Below are 15,368 nucleotides of genomic sequence, written 5' to 3' on the forward strand. Positions count from 1 at the left end.
AATGCAGACCGTTTTAGCGAAAATTGTTGCCGACAAAAAAATCTGGGTCGACGCCCGTAAGCAACAGCAGCCATTAGCCAGCTTTCAGAATGACATCGTGCCAAGCAGCCGTCATTTTTACGATGCGCTGCAGGGCGCGCGCACCGTATTCATTCTCGAATGCAAGAAGGCCTCGCCGTCCAAAGGCGTGATCCGCGAGGACTTCGATCCGGCGCGTATTGCCGGTATCTACAAGCACTACGCCTCCGCAATTTCCGTGCTGACCGATGAGAAATATTTCCAGGGCAGCTTCGATTTTCTGCCGATCGTCAGTCGCATCGCGCCGCAGCCCGTGCTGTGCAAGGACTTTATTATCGATCCTTACCAGATTCAGCTGGCGCGCTACTACCAGGCCGATGCCTGCCTGCTGATGCTTTCGGTGCTGGACGATGAGCAGTACCGCCAGCTTGCCGCCGTCGCCCATAGCCTGAGCATGGGCGTGCTGACGGAGGTCAGCAATGAGGAAGAGCTTGAGCGCGCTATCGCTCTCGGCGCAAAGGTGGTGGGGATCAACAACCGCGACCTGCGCGACTTGTCTATCGATCTCAACCGCACCCGTCAGCTGGCGCCGCGCCTTGGCGCAGGCGTTACCGTCATCAGCGAGTCCGGGATCAATACCTACCGCGAGGTGCGCGAGCTGAGCCATTTTGCTAACGGCTTTCTGATTGGCTCCGCGCTGATGGCGCATGACGATCTCAACGCCGCCGTGCGCCGCGTGCTGCTGGGGGAGAACAAGGTCTGCGGGCTGACCCGCGCGCAGGACGCCCAGGCCGCCTATGAGGCCGGCGCGCTCTACGGCGGCCTGATTTTCGTGCCCTCCTCGCCGCGCGCGGTCAGTGAAGCGCAGGCCCGCGAGGTGATGCGCGCCGCGCCGCTCTGCTACGTCGGCGTCTTTCGCAACTCCCCGGCGTCGGAGATTGCTGCCACCGTCGGGCAGCTTGGTCTGAGCGCGGTCCAGCTGCACGGCAGCGAAGACCAGGCCAGTATCGATGCGCTTCGCGCTCTGCTGCCCGCTGGCGTACAAATCTGGAAAGCGCTGAGCGTCGGCGAAACGCTGCCGGCCCGCAACCTCAACCACGTCGATAAGTACGTGCTGGATAACGGCCAGGGCGGCACCGGCCAGCGCTTCGACTGGTCCCTGCTTAACGGCCAGCCGCTGAGCAACGTTTTACTGGCAGGCGGTCTTGGCCCTGACAACTGCGTAGAAGCCGCAAAAAGCGGCTGCGCCGGGCTCGATTTCAATTCAGGTGTAGAGTCGCAACCGGGAATCAAAGATGCCAGCAAGCTGGCCTCGGTATTTCAGACGCTGCGCGCATATTAAGGAGCAATGATGAGTACGTTATTAAATCCCTACTTTGGTGAGTTTGGCGGCCAGTACGTGCCGCAGATCCTGATGCCCGCCCTGCGCCAGCTCGAAGAAGCCTTCGTCAGCGCGCAAAAGGACCCGGCGTTTCAGGCCCAGTTTACCGACCTGCTGAAAAACTACGCCGGTCGCCCGACGGCGCTGACTAAATGTCAGAACCTGACCACCGGCACCAACACCACGCTGTACCTCAAGCGTGAGGACCTGCTGCACGGCGGCGCCCACAAAACCAACCAGGTGCTCGGTCAGGCGCTGCTGGCAAAACGCATGGGCAAAACGGAAATCATCGCCGAAACCGGGGCCGGTCAGCACGGCGTCGCCTCGGCGCTGGCCAGCGCCCTGCTCGGCCTGAAATGCCGCGTTTATATGGGCGCGAAAGACGTTGAGCGCCAGTCGCCTAACGTCTTCCGTATGCGTCTGATGGGCGCAGAAGTGATCCCAGTGCACAGCGGTTCCGCCACGCTGAAGGATGCCTGCAACGAGGCGCTGCGCGACTGGTCCGGCAGCTATGAAACGGCGCACTATATGCTGGGCACCGCGGCGGGCCCGCATCCGTACCCGACCATCGTGCGTGAGTACCAGCGCATGATCGGCGAAGAGACCAAAGCGCAGATCCTCGAAAAAGAGGGTCGTCTGCCGGATGCCGTTATCGCCTGCGTCGGCGGCGGTTCTAACGCCATCGGCATGTTTGCGGACTTCATCGATGAGGCGTCGGTTGGGCTTATCGGCGTCGAGCCTGCCGGTCACGGTATTGAAACCGGCGAGCACGGCGCGCCGCTGAAGCATGGCCGCGTCGGCATCTATTTCGGCATGAAATCGCCGATGATGCAGACCGATGAAGGCCAGATTGAAGAGTCTTACTCCATTTCCGCCGGGCTCGATTTCCCGTCCGTCGGGCCGCAGCACGCGTACCTGAACAGCATCGGCCGCGCCGATTACGTCTCCATTACCGACGACGAAGCGCTGGAGGCTTTTAAGGCCCTGTGCCGTCACGAGGGGATTATCCCGGCGCTGGAGTCCTCCCACGCGCTCGCTCATGCCCTGAAAATGATGCGCGAGGCCCCGGAAAAAGAGCAGCTGCTGGTGGTTAACCTGTCCGGTCGCGGCGATAAAGACATCTTCACCGTACACGATATTCTGAAAGCGCGAGGGGAAATCTGATGGAACGCTATGACAACCTGTTTGCACAACTGAAAGCTCGCCGGGAAGGCGCGTTTGTTCCCTTCGTGACGCTCGGCGATCCGACGCCGGAACAGTCGCTCAACATCATTGACACCCTGATCGACGCGGGCGCCGATGCGCTGGAGCTGGGCATCCCCTTCTCCGACCCGCTGGCGGATGGGCCGACGATTCAGAGCGCCACGCTGCGCGCCTTTGCCGCAGGGGTGACGCCGACCCAGTGCTTCGAGCTGCTGGCGGCTATTCGTCAAAAGCATCCGACCATTCCCATCGGCCTGCTGATGTACGCCAACCTGGTATTTAACCGCGGTATCGACGAGTTTTACGCCACATGCGCCCGCGTGGGCGTCGACTCGGTGCTGGTGGCCGACGTGCCGGTGGAAGAGTCCGCACCGTTCCGTCAGGCGGCGATGCGCCATAACGTGGCGCCGATCTTCATCTGCCCGCCAAACGCCGATGACGAGCTGCTGCGCCAGATTGCCTCGCACGGTCGCGGCTACACCTATCTGCTCTCCCGTGCGGGCGTCACCGGCGCGGAGAACCGCGCCGCCCTGCCGCTGCACCATCTGATCGATAAGCTCACCGAATACCATGCCGCGCCGCCGCTGCAGGGCTTCGGCATCTCCTCGCCCGATCAGGTCGCAGCCGCCATCGGCGCAGGCGCGGCGGGCGCGATTTCCGGCTCCGCAATCGTCAAGATTATCGAGAAACATGTCGGTAATCATCCGGCGATGCTGGCCGAGCTGAAAGCCTTCGTTCAGGCGATGAAGGCGGTAACCCGCAGCGCGTGATCCCGCTACCGTCTGGCGCTATTGCCAGACGGTGCTTCTCCTTTCACCGCCTGCGCATATCTGCGCAGCAGCGAAAACAGCTGCAGCACATCCTCCTGCGGCCAGTCGGCAAAAACAGAATTCATTAGCCGCTGCCGCGCCTCGTCAATGCGCTGCGTCAGCGCCTCCCCGACCGCCGTTATCGTCACTTCGCTGACCCGCTTGTCATGCCTGCCCGCCCGTTTGTTCACCAGCCCTAACGCCAGCAGGCGCGTCACCTGACGACTGACCGTGGTGTAGTCTCGCCCCAGCCTGTCGGCAAGCTCCACCACCCCCGACGGACCATAGCGTCCGATGGTCACCAGCAGTGGGAACAGCGCCTGATCGAGGCGGACATCGGCCGCTTTCATCAGCACCTCATCGCGCAACGGGTGGTTCATCACCCCCATGATGTCAAGCAGCGCACCGTGAAAATCGGTGATGTCATATTTTTTATGTGCATCTTGCATGTAATTTTTTACCGGCGTAGAGTGGCGATATTAATTATGTGCATTTTACACATATCTATCGTCAGGAGAAAAGCCGATGAAAGCAGCCGTTGTCTACTCCCTCGAGCAGGGGCCGGTTTATGCGGATTTCGCGATGCCGCAGGCGCAGAGCGGGCAGCAGATCGTTCAGGTCAGCGCTGCCGCTATCAGCCATGTGGTCAAAAGCCGCGCCTCTGGCCAGCACTACAGCTATGACGGGACACTGCCCTTTATTGCCGGTGTGGACGGCACCGGCGTCACCCGGGACGGCCAGCGCGTGTGGTTTGCGTTTCCCCCGTCACCGTGGGGAAGCATGGCCGAGTTCGTGCCGGTGGCGATAGACAGCTGTGTTGCCCTGCCCGACGACCTGGATGACGTAACGGCCGCGGCAATGGCGAACCCGGGGATGTCGGCCTGGGCGGCGCTGGTCGATCGCACCGGTTTTCGCCCCGGAGAAACGGTGTTGATTAACGGCGCGACCGGTAGCGCCGGGCAGCTGGCGGTACAGATAGCCCGCCACCTCGGCGCCAAAAAGATAGTCGCCACCGGGCGTAATATGACCGTACTCAACGGGCTGGGCGCTGACGTCGCCATTGCGCTGACCGCGGACGCGGCGGCTCTAGAGCAGCAGCTGGCGGAACAGGCCGCGGGGCGCATCGACGTGGTGGTTGACTACCTCTGGGGAAATGTCGCGCAAACCCTGCTGACGTCGCTGGCAACGCACGCCAGCGGCACAGAACCCATACGCTATGTGCAGGTCGGCGCGCAGGCGGGACAGAACATCACGCTCGCGGGCGCGCTGCTGCGCGCCTCCCCCATCCAGCTGATGGGCAGCGGTATCGGCAGCCTGAGCTTTCCCCGGCTGGTCGCCGCCACCGGCGCGATGCTGCAGGCCGCAGCGGAGGGTGGTTTTCGTATTGCGCACACCACCGCCCCTCTGAGCGACGTTGCCCGCGCCTGGCCGCTGGACGACAGTAAGCATCGTACGGTATTTACCGTCGCAGACAACTCCCTGTAAAAGAAGGGGTTGATATTTCATATGAGAAAGATTATCTTTCTCATCACCAGATAGTTGAGTAAATCACTCAGGTATTTGGTACGACATTGCTCACATTGCTTCCAGTATTATTTGCCCGCCTCGCGCGGGCTTTTTTTCGCCGACGGTCACCACCCGCAGGTCCTCATCGATAAACATGCACCGGTTTCGACCGCTTTGTTTACCCATATACATTGCAGCATCAGCGCGCTCCAGCGCCCGATGCAATGGCTCTCCTTGCTGTACCGGCGTGAGCCCGCAGGTCACCGTAATGCGAATCTCATGCGGCTCCACATGTATCTGATAATCGGCAATCGCCTGGGTTATCCGTAGTCCCGTACGACATGCCTCATGCTGGCTGTGCGCTTTCAGGATCACGATAAACTCTTCACCGCCATAACGGTATACCGGCTCATAGCTGCGTGTGGAAGCGCGCAACTTCTCGGCAAACGCCCGCAGCACGCCATCGCCCACCAGGTGTCCCCAGGTATCATTAATGCGTTTAAAATGATCAATATCTAACAACAGGATATACAGTTTGCCGTCACTTTCATCGCTCAACTGGGCATCGAAGGATTCATCCAGAATCCGCCGCAACGGTAAACCCGTTAACGTGTCATAACTGGTGCGGATCTGCAGAAGATGCCGCCGATACTGGTAAATAGATTCAATAAGCCCCTGAAGCGCGGCATGAAACGTATCAAACAGTTTCAGTTTGACATCTTTTGCAACAATTGACGCAACCAGCTCCCGGCAGACGCGGTGCGTTTCCTCGTGGTGTAAGTGGATTGCGAGCAGCAGTCCCTTGTCTTCCGGGTGTTCCTGTAATGTCTTATTGACCCAACGGCCAAACTGACACAGATCATGAGAGCTGATTGCCGTAATTTCGGGAACGTCGCGGTCGTTGACGGAAACATAACGAAATACATCCACCAACCATTTATAATGCGCGTGTAATGATTGATTTAAACTCTCAATAACCGCATCAATTTTCACTAATTCATTTTTCATATTGCTCCTCCCTCCCTGAAAAGAGATTCACTAAACACCACCACACTAACAGCCGCTAGTTATAGTAGCGTAAAGAAAGAACAATATAAGAAAAGCCTGTACGTCAATCCGCTTATTATTCAGCGGACATACTTAGATATAAGACCGATGCATTAGCACCGGTCTTTTTTTGGTTAATTAAGCTCGCTGTCCGGCCAATATTTATAACCATTGACCATGGCCTGCGCCGCCAGCCCCTTCTCGGTGATTTCATAGACGCTGACCTTTGACGGCAGAGACTCGGTGTCTTTCGCGACGCCGCTTGCCGAGGCGCTAACAGGCGCAACGCCTTTATCATCGTATTTCGCCGCGGCGTTGGCATCCGCGCCGACGACGTAGCCTTTAGTGACAAAATCATTTAATGCGCTACGGTCATGGAATACCAGCACGGTGCTTAACTGTTTCACGCCCATGCCAACGCCCGCCCCCGCCTGCGCCATTTTCATATAGGTATCTTTCCCGGTACGCCGGTCTTTTACGACGCCATAGCCGCTGCCGAAACCAAAGAAGAAAATTTTACTGCTGTTATTTGAAAATACCGCATAGCCTGCCGAACTCTGCACATCACTGCGCGCCTGCGGGTTGAGGGTATACAATTTATTTAATGTGCTGGTGCGCATTTGTTGAATGCTGGAACGTTTTTGACGTGCCGTGTCACCCTGTGCGCCACACCCGGAGATAATTAACGCGGAAATAAGAAAAACGGATTTCAACTTCATTATTACGGTCTACATTCTGTCACTGGATGGAAAAGCATTATTTTAATTTTCAGGAAAGAATAAGAAAGCAGGCGCCGAGGGTGAAATGTAAGAAATCCATTTTTAAACTATTTTGTTTAAAAAAACGACTGGCCGCCCGGCGGCCAGTCTTGTCGGCTCAGAAGCGGTAGCCTGCGGAGAACATGAAGACCCACGGATCGAGACGGGTACTGACCGACTGGTTCACGCCGTTAGCTTTGAACTTAACGTCAGTATCGATATCCATGTACCACACCGAGGCGTTGATGAGCCAGTCCTGGTTCAGCATATAGTCTACGCCCACCTGACCCGCCGCCCCCCAGGAATCCTTCAGGCTCAGATCGGACAGCCCGGCATCTTTACCGGTATCGTTAAAGCTGTTGTTAAAGAAGGTGGTGTAGTTAATCCCCACCCCGACATACGGACGCAGCTTGGTCTTCGCATCAAAGAAATACCACTGCGCCATCAGCGTTGGCGGCAGCTGATGCACCGTGGCGATGGTGCCGGTAGGACCGGTGCCGACCTTATGGCGAAACGGCGTCGCCGCCAGCAGCTCAATACCGATGTTATCCGTTGCCATATAGGTAAACGTCAGCCCCAGTTGGGTATTGTTGCTGACCTGAAAACTGCCAAGGCTGCCGAGCACGTTGTCCGAGCCTTCCGTCGGACGCACCGTCGCAGTACCTGCACGAATAAAAAATTCACCCGCGTCATGGGCCCATGCGCCACCAGAGAAACTGCTTAAAACCAGCGCTGCCACTGCTAATTTTTTCATATCCACTCCTTCGTTATGGTTTTAAAAGCGCGGTGACTATACCCACAAATGAGTAAAAACGATCCAACGCAGATCACACACAATCCTTAGATTTAACATTTATTGATCTTGATTAATTTTTATGGCCGTTTTCGTTAAGCAAATTCGTATCCACATCAATTTTCAGGTTTTCCGGTGTTACAAAAAATTGTGCAGCGCCCCCCTTGCGCAGCGCAATTCGGCTGGATAATTTAGCGGACGACAATGTGTTGATGCGTTTTTTTCAGGTGTGGCTATGAGCGATATAAACCCGTGCATGACGTGCGGTGCCTGTTGTGCGTATTTTCGAGTCTCTTTCTACTGGGCTGAAGCCGATGATGCCGGCGGCAGCGTGCCCGCCGCGCTGACCGAGCCCCTGTCTCCATTTCTCCGCTGTATGGGCGGCACCAACCAAAAGCAGGTTCGCTGCGTTGCCCTGCAGGGCGATATCGGCGGCGCCGTCAGCTGTTCGGTGTATGAAAATCGTCCCTCTCCCTGCCGGGAGTTCGCCATGTCCGGCGAAGACGGCCAGGTGAATGACGCCTGCAACCGCGCGCGCGCGCGCTACGACTTACCGCCTCTTTACAAAGATATGCTTTTCCATACGGGACAGGATGCTGCCAGAACGGCGCTAACTGAGTTACAATTACCGGCTAGCTAACATCTGCAATACTCAAGGAGAGTGCATGTCTATCACGGCGAAGTCCGTTTACCGTGACACGGGTAATTTTTTTCGTAATCAGTTCGTTACCGTACTGCTGATTGCGCTGTTGTGTGCGTTTATCACGGTGGTGCTTGGCCATGCGTTTTCACCGAGCGAGGAGCAGATGGCGGTCCTTCGCGATGGCGATAATCTCGCCGGCAGCGGCGGGCTGTTTGAACTGGTGCAGAACATGACGCCGGAACAGCAGCAGATCCTGCTGCGGGCCTCTGCGGCATCGACTTTTTCCGGGCTTATCGGCAATGCCATTCTGGCAGGCGGCGTTCTGCTGATGATCCAGATGGTCTCCGCGGGCCAGCGCGTCAGCGCCCTGCGGGCGATTGGCGCCAGCGCGCCGGTGCTGCCGAAGCTGTTTCTGCTGATCTTCCTCACCACCTTTATGGTGCAGCTGGGCGTGATGCTGGTCGTCGTACCGGGCGTCCTGCTGGCCATCGTGCTGGCTTTCGCCCCCATCATGCTGGTGCAGGACAAACTGGGGATATTCACCGCCATGCGCAGCAGCATGCGTCTGGCCTGGAACAACATGCGCCTGGTGGCGCCTGCGGTCATCAGCTGGCTGCTGGCGAAAACCCTGCTGCTGATGTTTGCCTCGGGCTTCGCCGTTCTTACGCCGGAAGTCGGCGCCGTGGTGGTAAACTGCATCAGCAACCTTATTTCGGCGCTGTTGCTGATCTATTTATTCCGCCTGTATATGCTTATTCGTAGCTAATCTTTCCAGGCCAGGCGCTGCCTGGCCGTTACTGAATTACGGAACCGATGTATGAAGCAGTTTCTGGATTTTTTACCGCTGGTGGTCTTCTTCGCCTTCTATAAACTTTACGACATTTATGCCGCGACCACGGCGCTGATTGTCGCCACCGCTGTGGTGCTGATTTACAGCTGGGTACGCTATCGCAAAGTCGAAAAAATGGCGCTGATCACCTTCGTGCTGGTCGCCGTTTTTGGCGGTCTGACCATTTTCTTCCACAACGATGAGTTTATTAAGTGGAAGGTTACCGTGATTTACGTCCTGTTCGCCGGCGCCCTGCTGGTCAGCCAGTGGGTCATGAAAAAGCCGCTGATTCAGCGCATGCTGGGTAAAGAGCTGACTCTGCCGCAGTTTGTCTGGTCGCGCCTCAATATTGCGTGGGCGGTGTTCTTTATTCTCTGCGGCCTGGCGAATATCTATATCGCGTTCTGGCTGCCGCAGAACATCTGGGTAAACTTTAAGGTCTTCGGGTTAACCGCCCTGACGCTGGTCTTTACGCTGCTTAGCGGCATCTATATTTACCGCCATATGCCGCAGGACGACAAATAATGACCGTGAAGATCGATGCGCCGCAGGGCGACCTGGTGCTGCGTACGCTGGCGATGCCTGCCGACACAAACGCCAACGGGGATATTTTTGGCGGCTGGCTGATGTCGCAGATGGATATCGGCGGCGCGATCATGGCCAAAGAGATTGCCCATGGCCGCGTCGTCACCGTCCGCGTTGACGGTATGACCTTTCTGCGTCCGGTCGCCGTCGGTGACGTGGTCTGCTGCTATGCCCGCTGCGTAAAGCGCGGCAACACCTCTATTACCATCAACATTGAGGTGTGGGTGAAAAAGGTCTCCTCCGAGCCTATCGGCCAGCGCTATAAAGCCACCGAAGCGCTGTTTATCTATGTGGCGGTGGACAGCGAAGGCAAACCCCGCGCTCTGCCGCAGGTATAAATGCAAAAAGCCCGGTGAAATACCGGGCTTTTTTGTGGCCGCCATCCGCGATTATAAAAAGCCCAGCAGCGAGAAGAAGAAGTAGCCGCAGACGATAATCACCACCGGCAGCACATACAGCGGGAAGATCTGCAGTAAGATGGTGTGGTGCGGTACGACGATACGCGCTTCGATTTGCTCCCGGTTCAACCCTTCCGCCCCTTTCGCTTTCTCAAGGATCATCTGGTCCTCAACCCCTTCGCGCAAAAATTTCGCCTGGCGGCTCATCCGCGCGCCGGACGCCTGCAGCGCCAGCCCGACGAACACCAGCACATAGATAATCCAGAACAGTATATTGGCGCTGTTGTGGAAATCCGGCAGCGGCGAGTTGTACCAGAAAACGTTCAGAAACGGCGTGTTAAAGCGCATCATCTCAATCATCACGTGGGCAAAATCGAGCATCACCGCGTTGATCCCCGGCTGCTTTTCGCTGTGCTCATACATGAATTTAAGAATGGAAATCAGGGTGGAAACTACGGCTGGAATAAAAATCACCCAGCCAGCAATACGCTTCAGCACGGCGATGCGTCCAGCTTGTTGATACGTCATGGGTTCCCCTTGTTAAGACGCGCTCTGTTTGGCTGTAAGTCTACCTTTAGTTGACGGTTTTCGCCTGCGCTTTAAAAGCGATATGGTGTACGATTGTTGCGATGCTTATGTCTTACTACCCTACAGGAGTCGCTTTATGGCAGCCCAGCGCCAAATTCTTGCCGCTATTTTTGATATGGATGGTTTACTGATTGATTCCGAACCCCTCTGGGATCGGGCCGAACTGGACGTCATTGCCGGGCTGGGGGTTGATATTTCCCGCCGTAACGAGCTGCCGGACACGCTGGGGTTACGCATCGACATGGTGGTGGACTTGTGGTTTGCCCAGCAGCCGTGGCAGGGGCCAGGCCGCGACGAAGTGACGGCAACCATCATTAACCGCGCCATCGCGCTGGTTGAAGCAGAGCGTCCGCTGTTGCCGGGCGTTCGCGAAGCGGTCGCGCTGTGCAAAGCGCAGGGGCTGAAGGTCGGTCTCGCGTCGGCCTCTCCGCTGCATATGCTGGAAAAAGTGCTGACGATGTTCGAGCTGCGCGACCAGTTTGACGCGCTTGCCTCCGCCGAAAAGCTGCCCTACAGCAAGCCGCACCCGCAGGTGTATATCGATTGCGCCGACAGGCTCGGTGTCAGCCCGCTGTCCTGCGTGGCGCTGGAAGATTCCGTTAACGGCATGGTCGCCAGCAAAGCGGCGCGGATGCGCTCCATCGTGGTGCCGGAGCATGAGAACGCCGGCGACCCGCGCTATGCGCTGGCCGACGTCCGGCTCGGCTCGCTGGAACAGCTTCGCGCGGTTCATCTGCTGGGCGAATAACCGCTGCGCCCTCGGTCGCCCGCTGCGGCTGAGGGGAATATGTCCGCTTTGTGACAAAGAGTTACACCGTCACCTCTTCCGCCTACTGTATAAAAACCCTATACTGTATGAATTGACAGTTTTACGGGTACGATCATGACGGCGGAAGGCCACCTTCTCTTTTCCATCGCTTGCGCGGTTTTTGCCAAAAACGCCGAGCTGACGCCCGTGCTGGCGCAGGGCGACTGGTGGCATATTGTACCCGCCGCCGTGCTGACCTGCCTGCTGCCGGATATCGACCACCCGAAGTCGTTTCTCGGCCAGCGGCTAAGCTGGATAGCCAAACCCATCGCCCGGGCCTTCGGCCACCGCGGCTTCACCCACAGCCTGCTGGCGGTGTTTGGCGCCCTGACGCTGTTTTACCTCAAAGTGCCCGACAGCTGGATTATCCCCGCCGATGCGGTACAGGGCTTGGTGCTGGGCTATCTCAGCCATATCCTTGCCGATATGCTGACCCCGGCCGGCGTCCCGCTGCTGTGGCCCTGCCGCTGGCGCTTTCGCGTACCGATTCTGGCGCCGCGCAAAGGCAACCAGCTGGAGCGCGTGCTGTGCATGGCGCTGTTCGTCTGGGCCGTCTGGATGCCGCAGTCGCTGCCGGAAAATAACGCCGTACGCTGGTCATCCACCCTCATCAGCGCCCTGCAGCTGCGCTTCGATCGCTTTATTAATCACCAGACGGGACAATAACCAGGCGAAACGCTTCACTTTGGAATAACCCATTCCATATGGATATAAGCGCGACATCGCACTTCTGATACTCTTGCGCCATTACAGATGCGCCCTCAACAGGGCCAGATAATAATCAGGAGAACGGGGATGAACCTTCCATTAATAGCGAACATTATCGTGTTCGCGGTGTTGCTATTTGCTCTAGCGCAAACCCGCCACAAACAGTGGAGTCTGGCCAAAAAGGTGCTGGTAGGTCTGGCGATGGGCGTGGTCTTTGGCCTTGCGCTGCAGCTGATTTACGGCGCCGACAGCGCGGTGCTGAAAGACTCCGTACAGTGGTTTAATATTGTCGGCAACGGCTATGTTCAGCTGCTGCAGATGATCGTTATGCCGCTGGTTTTCGCCTCCATTCTGAGCGCCGTCGCCCGTCTGCACAACGCCTCTCAGCTGGGGAAAATCAGCTTTCTGACCATCGGCACCCTGCTTTTCACCACCCTGATTGCCGCTCTGGTCGGCGTGCTGGTCACCAATCTGTTCGGCTTAACCGCGGAAGGCCTGGTGCAGGGCAGCGCGGAAACCGCGCGACTGAACGCTATCCAGAGCAACTATGTCGGTAAAGTCGCTGACCTCAGCGTCCCGCAGCTGCTGCTCTCCTTCGTTCCGAAAAACCCGTTTGCCGATCTCACCGGCGCCAACCCGACCTCGATCATCAGCGTGGTTATCTTTGCCGCCTTCCTCGGCGTCGCCGCGCTCAAGCTGCTGAAAGATGACGAACCGAAAGGCCAGCGCGTGCTGACCGCTATCGACACGCTGCAGAGCTGGGTGATGAAGCTGGTCCGTCTGGTGATGCAGTTAACGCCGTACGGCGTGCTGGCGCTGATGACCAAAGTGGTGGCCGGTTCCAACCTGCAGGACATCATTAAGCTTGGCGGCTTTGTGGTCGCGTCCTACCTGGGCCTGGCGATTATGTTTGTCGTGCACGGCCTGCTGCTCGGCGTCAACGGCGTTAACCCGCTGAAATATTTCCGTAAGGTGTGGCCGGTACTGACCTTTGCCTTTACCAGCCGTTCCAGCGCAGCCTCGATTCCGCTGAACGTGGAAGCGCAGACCCGCCGCCTGGGCGTACCGGAATCCATCGCCAGCTTCTCGGCCTCCTTTGGCGCGACCATTGGCCAGAACGGCTGCGCGGGCCTGTATCCGGCGATGCTGGCCGTGATGGTGGCGCCGACCGTCGGCATTAACCCGCTGGATCCGCTGTGGGTAGCCACGCTGGTCGGTATCGTCACCGTCAGCTCCGCCGGTGTGGCGGGCGTCGGCGGCGGCGCGACCTTCGCCGCGCTGATCGTGCTGCCGGCGATGGGCCTGCCGGTAACCTTAGTGGCGCTGCTGATTTCCGTTGAGCCGCTGATCGATATGGGGCGTACCGCGCTGAACGTCAGCGGTTCCATGACCGCAGGCACCCTCACCAGCCAGTGGCTGCGCCAGACGGATAAAGCCGTTCTCGACAGCGACGACGAAGTCGAACTGGCCCACCGCTAACAACAAAAAAACCGCCGAACGTTCGGTAATGCCGATCAGTTAAGGATCGGTTGACCGATCCAGTGGCTGTGTAAGAATCCGGAAATGCTCACCCGTTTCCGGATTTTTTTATGCACATTGGACAGGCTCTTGATCTTGTTTCCCGTTACGATTCTTTGCGTAACCCACTGACTTCTTTAGGGGATTATCTCGACCCTGAACTTATCTCACGTTGCCTTGCTGAGTCCGGCACAGTCACCCTGCGCAAGCGCCGCCTGCCGCTGGAAATGATGGTCTGGTGTATTGTCGGTATGGCGCTTGAGCGTAAGGAGCCTCTTCACCAGATTGTTAATCGCCTGGATATCATGCTGCCGGGCGACCGTCCTTTCGTCGCCCCCAGTGCCGTTATTCAGGCCCGCCAGCGTCTGGGGAGTGAGGCCGTTCGCCGTGTATTCACCCAAACCGCACAACTCTGGCATGGAGCCACGGCACATCCACACTGGTGCGGCCTGACGCTGCTGGCCGTGGATGGCGTGGTCTGGCGAACACAGGATACGCCGGAAAATGATACAGCCTTCCCGCGTCAGACACACGGCGGAAAACCGGGACTCTATCCGCAGGTAAAAATGGTCTGCCAGATGGAGCTGACCAGCCATCTGCTCACGGCTGCAGCCTTTGGCACAATGAAAGAGAGCGAAAATGCACTCGCAGAGCAGCTGATATCTCAGACAGGTGATAACACACTGACTTTGATGGATAAAGGTTATTACTCGCTGGGTCTGCTGAACGCCTGGAGCCTGGCGGGAGAACACCGGCACTGGATGATCCCGCTGAAAAAGGGAGCACAGTATGAAGAGGAGAGAAAGCTGGGTAAAGGCGATCACCTGGTCACGCTGAAAACCAGCCCGCAGGCACGGAAAAAATGGCCGGAGCTGGGTGAAGAAATAACAGCGCGACTGCTGACGTTCACTCGTAAAGGAAAAGTCTGCCATCTGCTGACGTCAATGACGGATGCAATGCGCTTCCCGGGCGGTGAGATGGCAGACCTGTACGGCCATCGGTGGGAAATCGAACTGGGTTACAGGGAGATAAAACAGACGATGCAACTGAGCAGACTGACGCTGAGAAGTAAAAAGCCAGAGCTTGTAGAACAGGAGCTCTGGGGAGTGTTACTGGCCTATAATCTTGTGAGATATCAGATGATTAAAATGGCGGGAAGCCTGAAGGGATACTGGCCGAATCAGCTAAGCTTCTCAGAATCATGTGGAATGGTGATGCGAATGCTGATGACTCTGCAGGGCGCTTCGCCAGGTCGTATCCCGGAGCTGATGCGTGATCTTGAAAGCATGGGACAGTTGGTGAAATTACCGATAAGAAGGGAAAGAGCCTTCCCGCGAACAGTAAAAGAAAGGCCCCAGAAATACAGTAAAACCTGGAGAAAAACAGCCAGTCAGTCGCTTAACTGACTGGCATTACCGAACGTTCGGCGGTTTTTTTTACTCTTCGATTTCCCCTTCCTGGCGCATCTGCGACGCCCATCGCTGGGCGGCTTCCGGTACGCTGAACGCCTGCGAACGACGAAAGTGGGACCCCATCAGCACAAACGCCACGTATTTCCCCCGCAGCAGCCAGACGTCCCGAAAACCGTCGACTTTCGACGCATGGTCCGGCGGCGCGGGCTCAACGCGGGGAACATAGCTGATAACAGGGCGGTTTTGATGGCGCAGCGGTTTCATGACAGAAAATTCACCAGAGAAATAACAAAGGCGGAAAATCACTATGATAGCCGATTGTGCCCCTGAACGTCGCGCCCTGCGTGCTTTCTTTCTGGACAAA

The 15,368-nt window shown here is 57.3% G+C and carries 18 protein-coding genes; 12 read left to right on the plus strand and 6 right to left on the minus strand.

Annotation, left to right across the window (positions count from 1 at the left end):
• Position 1 precedes the first annotated feature (1 nt).
• The 3 genes from trpCF to trpA are packed head-to-tail and all read left to right on the plus strand — an operon-like array spanning position 2 to position 3,372.
• Positions 2-1,360 carry a bifunctional indole-3-glycerol-phosphate synthase TrpC/phosphoribosylanthranilate isomerase TrpF gene (gene trpCF / locus ENTCL_RS12560; protein WP_013366511.1) on the plus strand — a complete coding sequence of 453 codons (1,359 nt, stop codon included), beginning with the start codon at positions 2-4 and terminating at the stop codon, positions 1,358-1,360.
• Between the two features lie 9 nt (positions 1,361-1,369).
• Positions 1,370-2,563, plus strand: coding sequence for a tryptophan synthase subunit beta (trpB, locus tag ENTCL_RS12565; protein WP_013366512.1), 1,194 nt, complete (start codon positions 1,370-1,372; stop codon positions 2,561-2,563).
• Positions 2,563-3,372: a tryptophan synthase subunit alpha gene (trpA, locus tag ENTCL_RS12570; RefSeq protein ID WP_013366513.1), complete on the plus strand. Its 810-nt coding sequence runs from the start codon at positions 2,563-2,565 to the stop codon at positions 3,370-3,372. Before trpB ends, trpA begins: the two co-directional genes overlap by 1 nt.
• A gap of 5 nt (positions 3,373-3,377) precedes the next feature.
• Here trpA and ENTCL_RS12575 read toward each other — a convergent pair whose 3' ends face one another.
• Positions 3,378-3,860 (minus strand): MarR family winged helix-turn-helix transcriptional regulator, encoded by a 483-nt coding sequence (locus ENTCL_RS12575; protein WP_013366514.1) that lies wholly within the window; start codon positions 3,858-3,860, stop codon positions 3,378-3,380.
• 76 nt (positions 3,861-3,936) lie between these two features.
• Here ENTCL_RS12575 and ENTCL_RS12580 point away from each other — a divergent pair, with 76 nt between their 5' ends.
• Entirely contained in the window at positions 3,937-4,896 is a 960-nt protein-coding gene (locus ENTCL_RS12580) for a quinone oxidoreductase family protein (protein ID WP_013366515.1), read from the plus strand.
• Between the two features lie 90 nt (positions 4,897-4,986).
• Here ENTCL_RS12580 and ENTCL_RS12585 read toward each other — a convergent pair whose 3' ends face one another.
• The 3 genes from ENTCL_RS12585 to ompW form a co-directional block, all read right to left on the minus strand.
• Positions 4,987-5,925 carry a diguanylate cyclase gene (locus tag ENTCL_RS12585; RefSeq protein WP_013366516.1) on the minus strand — a complete coding sequence of 313 codons (939 nt, stop codon included), beginning with the start codon at positions 5,923-5,925 and terminating at the stop codon, positions 4,987-4,989.
• 173 nt (positions 5,926-6,098) lie between these two features.
• Entirely contained in the window at positions 6,099-6,683 is a 585-nt protein-coding gene (locus tag ENTCL_RS12590) for a lipid-binding SYLF domain-containing protein (RefSeq protein ID WP_013366517.1), read from the minus strand.
• Between the two features lie 157 nt (positions 6,684-6,840).
• Complete coding sequence (ompW, locus tag ENTCL_RS12595) at positions 6,841-7,476, minus strand: outer membrane protein OmpW (protein WP_013366518.1); 636 nt, start codon at positions 7,474-7,476, stop codon at positions 6,841-6,843.
• Positions 7,477-7,750: 274 nt separating this feature from the next.
• Here ompW and ENTCL_RS12600 point away from each other — a divergent pair, with 274 nt between their 5' ends.
• From ENTCL_RS12600 to yciA, 4 genes are read left to right on the plus strand one after another with little or no spacing between them, the layout of a single operon-like run.
• A complete protein-coding gene (locus ENTCL_RS12600) occupies positions 7,751-8,155 on the plus strand; it encodes a YkgJ family cysteine cluster protein (protein WP_013366519.1) in 405 nt (134 codons plus the stop codon).
• 25 nt (positions 8,156-8,180) lie between these two features.
• Complete coding sequence (locus ENTCL_RS12605) at positions 8,181-8,924, plus strand: YciC family protein (protein WP_013366520.1); 744 nt, start codon at positions 8,181-8,183, stop codon at positions 8,922-8,924.
• A 51-nt stretch (positions 8,925-8,975) separates the two neighbouring features.
• Positions 8,976-9,512: a septation protein A gene (locus ENTCL_RS12610; protein WP_013366521.1), complete on the plus strand. Its 537-nt coding sequence runs from the start codon at positions 8,976-8,978 to the stop codon at positions 9,510-9,512.
• Positions 9,512-9,910, plus strand: a complete 399-nt coding sequence (gene yciA / locus ENTCL_RS12615) for an acyl-CoA thioester hydrolase YciA (RefSeq protein ID WP_013366522.1) — start codon at positions 9,512-9,514, stop codon at positions 9,908-9,910. Before ENTCL_RS12610 ends, yciA begins: the two co-directional genes overlap by 1 nt.
• Positions 9,911-9,961: 51 nt before the next feature.
• Here the strand turns inward: yciA and ENTCL_RS12620 are convergent, their stop codons facing one another.
• A complete protein-coding gene (locus ENTCL_RS12620) occupies positions 9,962-10,498 on the minus strand; it encodes a YniB family protein (protein ID WP_013366523.1) in 537 nt (178 codons plus the stop codon).
• Positions 10,499-10,634: 136 nt separating this feature from the next.
• On the opposite strand from ENTCL_RS12620, the gene hxpB reads away from it, so the two are divergent.
• The 4 genes from hxpB to ENTCL_RS12640 all read left to right on the plus strand — a co-directional run bounded on the left by hxpB (position 10,635) and on the right by ENTCL_RS12640 (position 14,998).
• Positions 10,635-11,306 carry a hexitol phosphatase HxpB gene (gene hxpB, locus ENTCL_RS12625; protein WP_013366524.1) on the plus strand — a complete coding sequence of 224 codons (672 nt, stop codon included), beginning with the start codon at positions 10,635-10,637 and terminating at the stop codon, positions 11,304-11,306.
• Positions 11,307-11,441: 135 nt separating this feature from the next.
• Positions 11,442-12,032, plus strand: coding sequence for a metal-dependent hydrolase (locus ENTCL_RS12630; RefSeq protein WP_013366525.1), 591 nt, complete (start codon positions 11,442-11,444; stop codon positions 12,030-12,032).
• A 129-nt stretch (positions 12,033-12,161) separates the two neighbouring features.
• Complete coding sequence (locus ENTCL_RS12635; protein ID WP_013366526.1) at positions 12,162-13,553, plus strand: L-cystine transporter; 1,392 nt, start codon at positions 12,162-12,164, stop codon at positions 13,551-13,553.
• Between the two features lie 110 nt (positions 13,554-13,663).
• Positions 13,664-14,998: an IS4 family transposase gene (locus tag ENTCL_RS12640; protein WP_013364229.1), complete on the plus strand. Its 1,335-nt coding sequence runs from the start codon at positions 13,664-13,666 to the stop codon at positions 14,996-14,998.
• Positions 14,999-15,028: 30 nt separating this feature from the next.
• Here the strand turns inward: ENTCL_RS12640 and cedA are convergent, their stop codons facing one another.
• Entirely contained in the window at positions 15,029-15,268 is a 240-nt protein-coding gene (gene cedA / locus ENTCL_RS12645) for a cell division activator CedA (RefSeq protein WP_013366527.1), read from the minus strand.
• Between the last annotated feature and the right edge of the window lie 100 nt (positions 15,269-15,368).

The organism is [Enterobacter] lignolyticus SCF1, assembly GCF_000164865.1.
Taxonomy (GTDB): domain Bacteria; phylum Pseudomonadota; class Gammaproteobacteria; order Enterobacterales; family Enterobacteriaceae; genus Enterobacter_B; species Enterobacter_B lignolyticus.

Bases quoted from the DNA above. Each gene is read 5' to 3' on its own strand.
- trpCF (WP_013366511.1), top strand. From the start codon at position 2: ATGCAGACCGTTTTAGCGAAAATTGTTGCCGACAAAAAAATCTGGGTC.
- trpB (WP_013366512.1), top strand. From the start codon at position 1,370: ATGAGTACGTTATTAAATCCCTACTTTGGTGAGTTTGGCGGCCAGTAC.
- trpA (WP_013366513.1), top strand. From the start codon at position 2,563: ATGGAACGCTATGACAACCTGTTTGCACAACTGAAAGCTCGCCGGGAA.
- ENTCL_RS12575 (WP_013366514.1), bottom strand. From the start codon at position 3,860: ATGCAAGATGCACATAAAAAATATGACATCACCGATTTTCACGGTGCG.
- ENTCL_RS12580 (WP_013366515.1), top strand. From the start codon at position 3,937: ATGAAAGCAGCCGTTGTCTACTCCCTCGAGCAGGGGCCGGTTTATGCG.
- ENTCL_RS12585 (WP_013366516.1), bottom strand. From the start codon at position 5,925: ATGAAAAATGAATTAGTGAAAATTGATGCGGTTATTGAGAGTTTAAAT.
- ENTCL_RS12590 (WP_013366517.1), bottom strand. From the start codon at position 6,683: ATGAAGTTGAAATCCGTTTTTCTTATTTCCGCGTTAATTATCTCCGGG.
- ompW (WP_013366518.1), bottom strand. From the start codon at position 7,476: ATGAAAAAATTAGCAGTGGCAGCGCTGGTTTTAAGCAGTTTCTCTGGT.
- ENTCL_RS12600 (WP_013366519.1), top strand. From the start codon at position 7,751: ATGAGCGATATAAACCCGTGCATGACGTGCGGTGCCTGTTGTGCGTAT.
- ENTCL_RS12605 (WP_013366520.1), top strand. From the start codon at position 8,181: ATGTCTATCACGGCGAAGTCCGTTTACCGTGACACGGGTAATTTTTTT.
- ENTCL_RS12610 (WP_013366521.1), top strand. From the start codon at position 8,976: ATGAAGCAGTTTCTGGATTTTTTACCGCTGGTGGTCTTCTTCGCCTTC.
- yciA (WP_013366522.1), top strand. From the start codon at position 9,512: ATGACCGTGAAGATCGATGCGCCGCAGGGCGACCTGGTGCTGCGTACG.
- ENTCL_RS12620 (WP_013366523.1), bottom strand. From the start codon at position 10,498: ATGACGTATCAACAAGCTGGACGCATCGCCGTGCTGAAGCGTATTGCT.
- hxpB (WP_013366524.1), top strand. From the start codon at position 10,635: ATGGCAGCCCAGCGCCAAATTCTTGCCGCTATTTTTGATATGGATGGT.
- ENTCL_RS12630 (WP_013366525.1), top strand. From the start codon at position 11,442: ATGACGGCGGAAGGCCACCTTCTCTTTTCCATCGCTTGCGCGGTTTTT.
- ENTCL_RS12635 (WP_013366526.1), top strand. From the start codon at position 12,162: ATGAACCTTCCATTAATAGCGAACATTATCGTGTTCGCGGTGTTGCTA.
- ENTCL_RS12640 (WP_013364229.1), top strand. From the start codon at position 13,664: ATGCACATTGGACAGGCTCTTGATCTTGTTTCCCGTTACGATTCTTTG.
- cedA (WP_013366527.1), bottom strand. From the start codon at position 15,268: ATGAAACCGCTGCGCCATCAAAACCGCCCTGTTATCAGCTATGTTCCC.